Genomic DNA, 13,730 nt, shown 5'->3' with positions numbered 1-13,730 from the left:
TGGACCTCACCTCCACGGTGCTGGGTGCGGCGCAGGCACTGGTGACGGCCGGCCCGCGGGCCAAGGACGACCCGGTGCTGGCCCACCCCACCGATGGCGGCATTCCCAGCGGCGTCAACGAGCACCTGGCCTTCTACGTGTCCACCGACAACGGGACCATCTCGCACGACCAGGACGCCAGCGTCAGCCGGCGCTCGCTGGCAGCCGGCGACTCCGACGAGGACAACGAATCCAGCGACACCGAAAGCATTGCCTTCGACTCCAACGTGCTGATCCTCTCGGGCCGCTCGCCCGAGCTGATCGTCAAGGGCATCAGCATCGGTGCGGATGGCACGATCGAGGAAGCGGTGGAGGTCACGGTCAATGACTCGGCAGGCGGTGGCGGATCGGCCGAAGGCAAGGGTGACACCATCCAGAGCAACACCATCATCGTCAACGACATCACCAACCCCGGCCCGGGCGACGTGGCGTTCAAGTCGGCGTTGATCGCGGGTGCCGGCGGCACCTGGACTTTCCGCGAGACCCTCTCGCGCGTGAAGATCGTCAACAAGTCAGACAAGGACATCGTGATCAACAAGATCGACGTCACCGGCGGCGATCAATCGGTGGTGTGGTTCGACCCGGCATCGACCGGCGTGGGTGGTTCACCCGGCGCCATGAGCTTCCGCATCGTTCAGGACGTGGCACCCACCTTGATCGAGATCCAGAACCTGGGCATCGTCGGTGTCCCCGGCGTCGAGTCCGACGTGTATCTCAACGGCACGATCAACAACCCCATCGGCACCACCTCCATTGTCAACACGGTGGGCTCGGTCTACGGCACGGGAGACCGAGCCAGCGCGTCTCTGGTGAGGACCAACATCCTCAAGATCGATGCGAGCGCCAACGTCGGCCAGGTGGTTCCCGGCTCGGTCGGCAACCCCGCTGGCTACCAGGCGCACCGGGTCAACGTGGACATCGTCGACGCCGCCGACCTGCCGGTGGGCCAGGCATTCCGCACCAACCTGGTCAACGGCACCACCAACCAGATCCTGCTGGGCAAGGGCAACCCCTTCGTCACGGGCGAACTGGTGCAGTACATCAAGAACACCGGTGCCGACGTCGGTGGCCTGACCAGCGGCAACTACTACTACGCCTCCGTGTCGGACGACGGACTCAGCGTTGGCCTGTCCACCACGCTGGCCAACGCACTGGCAGGCACGCTTGTCGACATCAATGCTGGCGGCAGCCCCGACGACACGCACACCCTCATCGCCAGGGAACAGTTCACGGTGGATGCCGGCATCAACGCCGCCATGGACCTGCGCGCCCTGCAACGCATGAATGGCGCGGACTACATTGTCGAGATCGATCGTGTGTCGGCCGGCAACGACATCGACCTGCGCCTGCAATCCAGCCTGAACCAGACTGGCGGCGGACTCTACGGCGGCATCATCGTCAAGTGGGACAACATCCCGGGCGGCGAGGTGCACTACACCTTCTTCGACCAGGACGACGGCGACCAGCAGCCGCGCAACCGAGGCGTGTACGCCGACGTCAGCTCGAACATCCCGTCCACCTACGACTTCCGGGGGCGTTTGCCCAACAGCACGCCCACCAAGGGTGCCTACGAGCTGCCCGGCCTGCAGGCAGGCAACAACGTGAAGGTCGTGGCCGTTGAGGCCGCCAGCAACACGGCCAACCTCGCCGTCAATGTGCTGGGCATCACCGAGCTCGATGTCAGCGGCGTCCAGATCGGCACTGGTCACATCACCGTGTTGACCAACGGCTGGGTGGCACTCACCGAAAAAACCGGCGACATGCGGGTGGAGAGCATCACCTCCAACTTCAGCGACGTGCTGCTGTATTCGCCTCAACGCATCGTTGACGCGACAGGTGACGCCAACACCAGCTCCGACGTGGCCGGGCGCAACATCACGCTGGTCACCGCATCGAGTTTTGTGAATCCCGATGCCTCCGAGGTTCCCGGTGAGGTGCTCGATCCGACACGTGTGGTCGGCTCCGGAAATCCGCTGGGCGGAATTGGCCGCCTCGACAACTTCCTCGAAATCAACGTGGCCAACAGCGCAACCGGCGTGCTGCGCGCTTACGACATGGCCGCGCAAGGCCGCACGCAGGGCATCTTCGTCGACGAGATGAGCGGCGACTTGCTCGTGCACACCGTCAAGACCTCGGAGAACGTGTCGCTGCGCACCAAGGCCGGCTCCATCCTGGACCGCAAGGTGGGCAGCGATGTGGATGGCGACGTCAATGTGCTGGGTCAATCGATCGACCTCGACGCCAACGGCGGCAGCATCGGCGAGTTCGGCGACGACCTGGAGATCGACAGCCGCCGCGCGTCGGTCGCCTTGTCGCCGGTTCTGGAGCGGCCCGATGGCACGAACGCAGACGACATCACGGCCATCCGCAGCGACCTGGGTGGTGACCTGGACGACGTTGCGCTGGAGGCCAGCGACAACATCTACCTCACCGAGACCGACGCCGAGCTGCGGCTGGTGCTGGCCCACACCTACAACGGCCACATCCGCCTCACGGTGCGCGAGTCCGGCGATCTGGACGAGCACCTGCTGCTGATCGACAGCGGCTCTGCCCGTTTCGCCGAAGACACCAGCACCCTGCCGGGCAACCAGCTCGACGCCACACGCGCCATCGCCAACGGCCAGATCTTTGCTGAGAAAGGCAGCGTCGAGCTGCTGGTGGGCGACAACGTGTTCACCGACGAGAACAGCGCCATCATCGCGGCGCTGGGCGTGCTGCTCAAAGGCGACCACCTCAGCGCCGACCTCAACCGCGGGACCAACATGATCCTGCGCGGGCGCCTGATCGCTGGTGCCAACCTGACCACCGCAGGGAGCGAAACCGGTGCAGGCGCCACCGGCGTGGCGGTGCCCACGCTGACCGCGCCGACGCGCCTGTTCGAGATCTACGGCAACAGCGAGGTCGACACCATCCAGTTCGGCGATCCCACGGGCATCGCCGGTGGCGTGGCGCAGGGCAGCGCGGGCTACATCCTCATCGGCAGCAAGACCCGCGTGCACGGCTCGGCCGACAACACCGTGGCGCTGGGCGACGTGAACAACGACGGCGAAGACCGCATGCGGGTCTATTACCTGCAGGACACCGCCACCCGCACCGCTCCCCCCACCGCAGCGGTGGTGGCGCAGCACACGCTGACGCTGGACGGTCAGGCCGGCAGCGACAGCTATTTCATCCACACCATCGGCTCCAACGGCGCCGACACCCGCAACTACATCATCAACATCCTGGACAAGGGCCAGTCGGACGACGGGGTGGACGAGGCCTTCGTCTATGGCAACAACAGCACGCAGAACGGTCTGGACAACCTGGGCCAGAAGAAGCCCACCGACGACATCTTCCTGCTGCGCGCCGGCCAGGAGATCCCGGGCGAGGTGGGTGAAGACCACCCCGGCTATGTCGCCATGCTGCACGGCCTGGTGTCCACCTACGAGGACGTGGTGCTGGGCAACGAGTCGTCAAACGAAGTCCAGCGCATCAACTACGACACCGGTCTCAATGGCCGCCTGATCATCGAAGGCCAGGGCGGAAACGACGCGTTCTACAGCGACGACACGACCGTGGTGACCACGCTGGACGGTGGTGAAGGCTTCGACCTGTTCCAGGTCGGCCAGATCTTCGGCAGCAACCGCAACCAGGCCGAAGGCAACCTGCTCTCCGAAGACGTGTTCGCCAACCTGGTGGCCACCACCCGCGGCTGGCTCTCGGCCGGCGCCACCGCTCCGCTGGTGGCCCAGGGCGGCAGCGGCAACGACGAATTCCGCGTCTACTCCAACCAGTCCGCCCTGCGCCTGGAGGGTGACGACCAGAACGACCTCTTCATCGTGCGGGCCTTCGCGCTCGCCGCCACCGTCGACTTCGACTGGAACAACGACGGCGTGAAGAACAAGGCCGACCTCGAAGGCGGCGTGGCCGTGCTCAAGGCGCTGGACGCGCTGCACGTGGCCAACCCTGCATGGACCATTGCCCAGACCGTGGCCGCCCTGCCCGCCCTGGGCAATGCCGGCACGCTCGCGGCCTGGCGCGCCGAGCTCACCGCCAAGCTGACCGCACTGGGCGCACCGCCCGCCGGTGTGAGCCCGTACGACGTCAACCGCGACACCACGATCAACTTCGTTGACCTCAGCCTCACGCGCAACAACGTCAGCGACGACACCATCGTGCTCGAGGCCGACGGCGTGGCCTCACCGCAGATCGGCCGTGGCTTCTCGGTGGCCCAGGCCCCCGACATCCGCACCGGTGGCGGCAACGACGAGGTGCGCTACAACGTCAATGCCCCGGTCTCGGTGGATGGCGGTACCGGCTTCGACAAGCTGGTGATCCTGGGCACCGAATTCGCCGACGACATCGTGATCACCAAGAAGGGCATCTACGGTGCCGGCCTGAGCGTGACCTACACCACCATCGAGATGGTCGAGGTCGACGGCCTGGAAGGCGACGACGAGTTCTTCGTGCAGTCCACCGAGTTCGGCGTGGCCTACCGCGTCATCGGCGGCCTGGGTTCGGACACCATCAACGTGGCGGGTGACGTGACCGAAGACATCGTGACCCGCGAGCTTGAGGGCGCCTCGGGCTGGGTCGAGCACCTCGTCACCTCCGGAGACTTCCTCTACAACGGTCTGCTCATCGACGGCATCGACTACAACGTCCCGGTCAAGACCGAAGGCCTGGTGGTCATCAACGAAGAAACCGGTGGCGCCACCAACGGCCGCACCCTGGTGCAGGAGCATGGCATCGACGACAACCTGCCCGGCATGTTCGACTTCTACACCGTTCGCCTGGCCGAAGCCCTGCAAGTGGGCCAGGTGGTGTACATCACCGTCTCGGCCTCGCGCTCCAACCAGGAAGAACGCGATGGCTACGACCTCAACCCGGCTCCGCTGGTCGACGGCCTGGGCGACAGCATCTGGCTGTCCGAAGTCAATCCCGGTGGTGTGGTGTTGCCCGCCGACTTCCAGCGCAGCATCAACGTCAACGGCGTGCCCACGCAGGTGGACAAGCGCGCCATCGTGCTGCGTTTCGATCACACCAACTGGGACCAGACCAAGAACGTCTTCGTCTACGCCCCGGACGATCCACGCTCCGAAGGCGACCGCGTGGTGGTGATCCAGCACTCGGTGTTGTCCAACAACGCGCTCTACAACGGCATTGATGTGCGCAACGTCGAAGCCACGGTGATCGACAACGACACCCCCGGGGTGCAGATCACCGAGATCAACCCGAACAACCCACTGGAGAACGACGGCCGCACGCTGGTGGTCGAGGGCGCGGGCGCCACCGGCCTCACTGACGCCTTCCTGGTGCAGCTGTCCAAGAAGCCCGAGGCTGGCGAGACCATCGTCATCCGCATCGACTTCGGCGCGGGTGACGACGCGGCCATCGCGCTCAGCGACGGGGGCAGCGGCCGCTTCAATGCGCTCACCCGCACCATCTCGTTCAACGAGACCAACTGGAACACGGGTGTGCGCGTGAACGTGCAAGCCCTGGACGACTTCGTGGGCGAAGACCCCGAGACCGCGGTGCTCAAGTTCGTCAAGGACGCCAGCTCGGTCGACATCAACAACGACTACGTCATTCCCAACCTGCGGGCCAACCCGGCCATCCTCGATGTCGAGGTGATCGACAACGAAACCGAAGGTGCGGTGGTGCTGGAGAGTGGTGGCACCACACTGGTGATCAACGACGACGCCAGCCTGCCCGGCGACCAGAGCGTGGACGACACCTACACCATCCGCCTGACCCGCCAACCCACGGCACCGGTGAACGTGGCCATCCTCACCGACGGTCTGGCCGACGTGAAGGAAATCCGCAACAGCCTGGGCGCGGTCATCCCCACCAGCTACCAGACCATCGGCGGCCTGCAACCATCCGAGCGTTTCAGCGGCTCCATCGTGTTTGGCAACAGCGGCGGTTTTGCCACCCTCACGCGCGGCACCGGGGCCGACCTGGGCAGCTTCATTGACGAAGGCTGGAGCGTGGGCGACCAGATCCGCGTCGGCGGCGCGGGAGCCGGGCTCAACGGCGACTTCCTGGTCAAGCAGGTGTTTGCCGACCACCTGGTGCTCACCACCGCCCTCGGCGGCGCGGCCGGCGAGGTGCTGGACACGGTCACGCTGTCGGTGCTCTCGCCCGACAGTGTGTGGAAAGGCCTCGTCAAGCTGGAAGAAAACGTGAAGGACGACCTGCTCTCGCTGCAGGCCGGGGTCGACGTGTTCGTCGACCGCCTGCTGCGCGTGGGCGCCACGGGCAATGTGCAGGGCTGGCTGGGCGAAGGCTTCCTGGAAGGCCAGCGCGTGCGCGTCTTCGAACTCGATGCCAACGGAGTTCGCACGGGCAACGCCATCGACCTGAAGATCGCCATCATCCGCGGCAGCAACGACACCTTCGACAACCGCCTGCAGTTCACACTGGAAGTCGGCGGCGCCCTGCCGGCCTGGCTGGCCAACCCGGCGGGTCTCAACGTGGAGGTGAACCGCATCGCCAAGGTGGCGGTGTTCACCGGCACCGAGGCCGACGCACAGGCCTGGTACAAGCAGCAGACCATCGTGCTCGAAGCCGATCCGTTCTTCGAGGTGCCTTCGGTGCGCGAAGGCGTGAAGATCTTCCCGGTGCAGGGTCATTACCTGTCGAATCTGCGCGGCCCGCTGGCCGTGGAAGGCGGCCCCACCGGCGCCGACCGCTCGCTCACCAACGGCGTGAAGCTGCCCGGCGAGAAAGACGGCTTCCTGATCGCCATCGGCACGCAGGCGCCTGAGAGCCAGCAGATCGACGTGCTCAACATCTTCAACGACACGAGCAAGGCCAATGGCAACGGCGTGATGACCCGAACCACGCTGACCGGCTTCAACATGGCCGATCCGCTGAACTTCGGCGAGCTCTTCGGCCTCACCCCCGCCGACGCGGCCACGTTCGGCGAGAGCCTGACCGTTCCTGGCGGCATCAGCTTCGGCAAAATCAATTTCGGTGCCACCAGCTTCAGCACCGACACCCAGCAGTCCACCATCGAGGTGGTCAACCTCATGCTCGGGGAAGGCAACGACAAGCTGGACATCACCAGCACGATCGAGGCCGCACCGTTCGTGCAGGCGCAGAACGTCTTCAAGTTCACGCCCAACGCCACCGGCGGCACCATCGTGCGCGACGATTTCGACTGGAAGGCCCAAGGCTTCCTGGTCGGCCAACTGATCCAGATCGCCGGCCAGACCGGCACCTGGGAGGTGGTCGCCATCGAAGACGACTTTGAGTACAAGGACGCACTCGGCAACCCGATCACCTCGCCCGCCAATTACATCGACCCCGCCACCGGCCAGGCCTGGAAGGATCCGAACGACAACTCCATCCTGCGGGTCAAGAAAGTGGCGGTCAACGGCGTTGAAACGGCGCTGCCAGTGCTCACCGGCGAGCAGAAGATCATCGCCATCGACAAACTCGTGATGCTGCTCAACCAGGCGGTGTCCACCGTGGGCACCGCCACCGGCGGCACCATCAGCAAGACCGGCAAGACCTGGGCCGAGGAAGGCTTCCTCGAAGGCCACCTGATCACCCTGCGCACGGCCACCGGCGACCAGCAGTACCGCGTGGTCGACTTCACCGCCAACGGGCTGGGCATGGTGCTCGAAGGCCAGGCGCTGGCCACCAGCCCGGCCACCACCTACAACGCCATCTTCGTCCAAGGCCCCCACGGCGGCCTGACCGTCACCCACGGTGGCGGCAACCGCTGGGTGGAAACCGATGGCAAGTTCAACATTGCCACCACCACCACCGTCCTCAATGGAAGCACGGTGAGCGCTGTGTCACTGACCCGTGCCGACGGTCGCAGCTACAGCGACGACCGTTACGCGGTGGGCCAGACGATCCAGGTCGGCAATGGCGCCTACACCTATGTGATCACCGAAATCCGCAACGCCGCCTGGAACCCGGCCGACGGGACCAAGCCCTACGCGGCCTGGGGCACCGCCGCCACGCTGGTGCTGGTGCCCAGACAGGGTGCCGCGCTGGCCAACGGGGTGAACGTGCCGCTGCACATCCACGTGGCCGAGCCGCTCAAGACGGTGGTGACCGAGGTGGTGTCTGTGGCCTTGCTGGACTTCAACGCCGACCCGCTGATCGACGACCTGCGCACCACGCTCACGCGCAGCAGCGGCAACTGGGCTGACGCCGGCTTCTACCAGGGCCAGGTCATCTTCGTGGACGGCTTTGCAGGTGGCTTCACCGTGGCTTCTCTCAACGGCAACCAGCTGGTGCTGGCCGACGCCGCGCTCACCGACTGCGGCTGCGGCGGCGCCCAGAAGATCACCGTGTTCGGCTATGACGTGCGCAAGGACGGCGGCAAGCGCGTGGGTGGCGACCATTTCGTCGTCACCGGCGGCGCCGGCCCCGACAGCCCGCTGGTGATCTACGGCGACACCAGCCAGGACGGCGTCTGGTACAGCGGGCGGCCGCAAGACCGCCTGGGCCTGGAGTTCGGCGAGAAGCCCTTTGATCCGTTCCCGCAGCTGCCTGACGAAGAAAACGAGGACGACGAGTGGATCTTCCCCGTGGCCAACCCGTACAAGCTGGCCGGCCACGACATCATCGACGCCAGCGCGCTGTTTGCCGGCAAGACAGACGCCCAACTGGCCGCTGCAGGCATCACGGTGGGCATCACCGCCTACGGTGGCGCGGGCAACGACCTGATCATCGGCAGCCAGGCCGGTGACCACCTGGCCGGCGGCTCGGGCGACGACACCATCCGCGGTCAGCGCGGCACCGACCACATCTACGGCGACAGCGGCGTCAACGTCAACATCCTGACGCGTGCGCTGCAGATAGCCACGGTGGACAACAGCCCCGAGCCCTCGGTCGACGAGAACCTGGCCAAGGCCGACAGCACCTTCAAGCCCGTGCCCTCGCCGGTGCGCGACACCCTCAAGGCCGGGCGCGACGTGCTCGAAGGCAACGGTACCGCCAGCCCCGATCTGCCCAACATCATCTTTGGCGACCATGGCCAGGTGGTGCAGGCGGTGGAAGACCCCAACATGCCGCCCGTGCTGCTGCAGAAGATCCAGACCACCGAGCTGGCCTCGGTCATCTCCATCGTCTCGGTCGAACTGCAGAACGGTGACGACGACACCATTCGGGGCACCGACATCGCCGACATCCTGATCGGCGGCGCCGGCAACGACCTGATCGACGGCAAGGAAGGCGACGACCTGATCTTTGGCGACAACGTGCGCCTGACCAACCAGGGCACGCCGTACGACGGCAGCCTGATCGACGACATCGCCAGCTTGCGCTTCCAGACCCTGTACGGCACCCTGCTCTACACCCGCACCGACCGCATCACCCAGCTGGCCCTGGGCAGCGCCTACGCCACACTGGGCAATGCCACACAGATCAACGAGTACAACAGCGGCCGGCTGCTCACCGATGGCATCGCACGCGGCTACCGCGACCCCAACGGGCCGCAGTGGTGGGCCGAGTTCACCATCGACTACGCCGACCTGCACACCTTCTCGATGGACCAGGGCGTGAGCGGTGTGGGCAGCTTCGGCAACGACTACATTGCCGGCGGCTCGGGCCACGACCAGATCTTCGGCCAGCTCGGCCACGACGTGATCCAGGGCGACGGCTCGATCGAGAGCGCCGTCAACGGCGGCGCCCATGTGGGTGCCGAGCGCACCAAGGGCACGGCCGACGACCCCATTGGCGCACTCAAGGTCGTGGCCAGCGAGGACAACCTGGCCACCGATGGCCAGGACTACATCGAAGGCGGCGGCGGCTGTGACGTGATCTTCGGCAACCTCGGCCAGGACGATCTGGTGGGCGGCTCCTCGAGCTTCTTCAGCCTGACCAGCGACAACAGCCGACCCGATGACGACGACCGCATCTTCGGCGGCTCCGGCACGCAGATCGTGCGCAATGCCGCATTCCGCGCCGACGGCACGCTGGCCGACACCGGGGCCGAGTCCACGCGCCACGCCGAAGACGCCGACACCATCGTCGGCGACAACGGCAACATCATCCGCATCGTCGGCATCAACGGCGTGGACGTGAACCCGCGGCCCGACCTGACGCCGCAGGCACAGAACTACCTCACGTTCAATTACGACATCTATAACGGCCAGAAGCTGGTGGTGCATGGCGTGAACCTGCTCGACTACACCCCGGGCGGTCCCGATTTCCGACCCGACCTGTTCTCGCTCACCGGTCTCCAGACCGGCATGCGCGCCGAGTTCGGCCTGTACGCCCGCAACGACATCGGCGGCCACGACGAGGTGCACGGCGAGCGCGGCGACGACACCATCTACCTCGGTGGCGGGGCCGACATCGCTTACGGCGACGCCGAAGACGACGACATCGTCGGGGGCTGGGGCGCGGACTTCATTTCTGGCGGCACCGGCGAAGACGGCGTGCTCGGCGACGACGGCCGCATCTTCACCAGCCGCAACACGGCAGACGGCACCAAGGCCGAGCGCCTGTACGGCGTGGAGCCGCTGCTGGGTAACGACCCCGACACCCGCACCAGCCAGGGCAACGTGCTCAACGAGTTCATCTCCACCCCGGGCTCGGTGCAGACCGAGACCATCAACCTCGCCAACGAGCTCAAGAAAGCGGTCGACATCACGCCGCACAACCTGATCCCGCAGGCCCTGGTGCCGACCTCAGACCCGCTCACGGTTCAGCTGTTCGATCCCCTGTTCGCCGACGACATCATCTTCGGCGGCCTGGGCGACGACTTCCTGCACGGCGGCGCCGGTGACGACGCCATCAGTGGCGCTGAAGCACTCACCGCGTCGTACACCGTGCGCTTTGGCAACGGCGTCAACACCGGCCAGCTCGAACAGCAGGCCACCCCCGTGGCCGGCCTGGTGCGGGTGGACTTCAACCGGCCCTGGAACCCCGGCAACATCCTGTATTTCGGCAACGACACCAACCCTTGGAACGCACCGAAACCCATCGTGCCGCGCCTGGGCGAGTTCTTCCTGTACGACGAATACGACCCGCGCCGCGCGATCCTGTTCCACGCCAGCGGCGAAGTCTGGGACGACAGCAACCCCCTGACGGCGGGCCAGACGCTCAACGACCTCAAGCAGTACTTCCTGAACTTCGCTGAAGACGAAGGCGTGAAGATCGGCGGCTACACCCAGTTCAACCCCAATGGCACGCCGGTGACCACGTCCTACACCCTGCGCGAGAGCGACGGCAAGGATGCGATCTTCGGTGACCTGGGCAACGACTGGATGTCGGGTGGCACGGGCCGGGACCACCTCTACGGTGGCTGGGGCAACGACCTGCTCAACGCAGACGACCTGATCGGCGGGCGCAACGTGTTCGTCGATCCGCTGACGGGCGTGCGCACCTACAGCAAGGTGTACGACACCTCGGGCGCGCTCAACGACATTCCCGACACGCACCCGTCGTACGAAGACCGTGCCTTCGGCGGTGCCGGCCTGGACATCCTGATCGGCAACACCGGCGGTGACCGCCTGATCGACTGGGTGGGCGAGTTCAACAGCTACATCGTGCCGTTCGCGCCCTTCGGCATTGCCACGGTGAGCCGCCAGGTGCCGCCCCACCTGTTCGACTTCCTGTACGCGCAGGCCTTCAGCGACGGTGCCGACATCACCCGCGGCACCGACACCGGCAACACCAACGGCACCGACCGCTACAGCAACGTCAACCGCCTCATGGGCGGCACCGACAGCGAGATCGGCCTGATCACGCAGCAGGACCATGGCTTCTGGCAAGACCAGACCGGTGGCCCGAGCGACCCGCAGGCGGGCAACATTCCCGGTGGGCGGCGCGACGTGCTGCGCACCGCAAGCTTCAGCGACGGCACGCTCGACGCCTTTGCAGTCGATGCGGGCAAGTTCAGCGTCAGCGGCGGCAAGCTGACCGCTTCCGCCGACAGCGGCACCACCCAGGCCGCCGCCGTGTACTACCTCGACAACTACCTGCCGAGCTACTTCGAGATCAGCGCCACCATCACGGCCGACAAGCCCACCGGCACCTGGAAAGCCAACAGCTACGTGATCTTCGACTACCAGTCGCCAACCGACTTCAAGTACGCCGGCATCAACGTCTCGAACAACCAGATCGAGATGGGGTACCGCGACGCCAGCGGCTGGCACCAGGTGGTCAAGTCCAACAAACCTGTGTTGCTCAAACCGGGCACCGCCTACGACATGCTGGTGGCCATCAACGGCACCAACGTGACGGTGTCGGTGGCGGGGGTGAACTGGTTCAGCTACACCTTCGCGCCGCGCATGGACGGCGAGGAAGCCCTGCCCCTGAGCCGCGGCCTGGTGGGCTTTGGCCTGGACGGCTCCAAGGGCACGGTGGACAACTTCACCGTGCAGGTGCTGCCACCGGACTGGACCTTGCAGGTGACGGACACCTTCGACAGCAACACCGGAACCCTGTTTGCGGGCGGCACGACCACCGGCAACTGGAGCCTGGGCAGTGGCGTGACGGCGGTGACAGTGCCCACCGGCACCAACGCCCTCAAGCTGGCCAACCTGGGCGCCGACATCGCCGCCGACGCCATCATCGAGGTCGAGGCCCGACTCAAGCTCACCAGCACCAGCGGTGTGGCTGGCATTGCCTTCGACGTCTACAGCAGCACCGACTTCAAATTCGTCGCGGTGGACGAAGCGGCCGACAAGATCCTGGTGGGTCACTTCACGGCGCGCGATGGCTGGGTCGTTGACCGCAGCTTCGCCCGCACCATCGCGTTCGGCTCGGACGTCACGCTCAAACTGCTGTCCAACGGCGCCTCGCTCAGCATCTACGCCAATGGCTCGCTGGTCGGCAACCACGCCTTCAATGCGGCCCTGGTGGATGGCGAAGTCGGCGTCATGGCCCGTGGTGGCAGCGCCAGCTTCGACAGCTTCACGCTGCGCGCCAATGACCGCGCGCTGGCCAACTACGTGTTGCCTCAGTCGTCCACCATGCAGTTCCTGCACGCCGACACCCTGGGCAGCGCAGCCCGCGGTGGTGAGGTGAAGCTCGGCGAGGCGCAAGCCCTGCTGGATGCCGCGATCCGCCGCCTCAGCCTGAGCGAAGACGCCGCCCTGATGGCCGCCGTGGCACGGGCCACGCTGCGCATCGAGGACCTGGACGGCACGGCCCTGGCCACCTGGGATGACGGCGTGATCACCATCGACATCGATGCAGCGGGCCACGGCTGGTACGTGGACCTCACACCCGAGGTGGACGAGGAGTTCGATGCCAACGGCCTGGCCACCTTCGGCGGTGCCCGGGACCGCATGGATCTGTTGTCAGCGCTCATGCACGAGCTGGGCCACGGCATGGACCTGGAGCATGGACAGACGCCCTGGATGGGTGAGACCCTGTCGGCCGGCTGGCGCAGCGCACCCACCTGGGTGCCGGCCACCAGCACCACGCCCGGGTTCGAGTTGCCACCCTACGGCATGCCTGCCCCTGCGCCAAAGGCACCGGTGGTGCCCGCAGCGCCACCCGCCATCGACTGGACCCTGGTGGCTGGCCGCACCACAGCGGCACCACACGTGGCCGCCTCCAACGCCATCTGGGTGCGCGACTTCGTGCAGCACCTGGGCCAGGACGAAACCACGCGCAACCCCAACGCCGGCCTGCGCATCCACCTGCCGCTGAACAGCGGCGTGACACCGGACGCCCGCGTCCGCTGACCACGGCGCCCACGCCAGGCGCCTGACCGCCCGGGGGACTGA

The 13,730-nt window shown here is 66.2% G+C and carries 1 protein-coding gene (running past one end of the window); it reads left to right on the top strand.

The window, feature by feature from the left end:
* Positions 1-13,688: the final stretch of an LEPR-XLL domain-containing protein gene (locus tag F9Z44_RS08760; RefSeq protein ID WP_159605313.1), read on the top strand. It extends 17,278 nt beyond the left edge of the window; only the last 13,688 of its 30,966 coding nucleotides appear in the window; its start codon lies off the left edge, out of view; its stop codon occupies positions 13,686-13,688.
* The last annotated feature ends 42 nt before the right edge of the window (positions 13,689-13,730 follow it).

Source organism: Hydrogenophaga sp. PBL-H3 (genome assembly GCF_010104355.1).
In the GTDB taxonomy this organism is placed as follows: domain Bacteria; phylum Pseudomonadota; class Gammaproteobacteria; order Burkholderiales; family Burkholderiaceae_C; genus Hydrogenophaga.
Note: the sequence above shows the minus strand (reverse complement) of the source record. Positions and strands in the feature narration are given on the sequence as shown.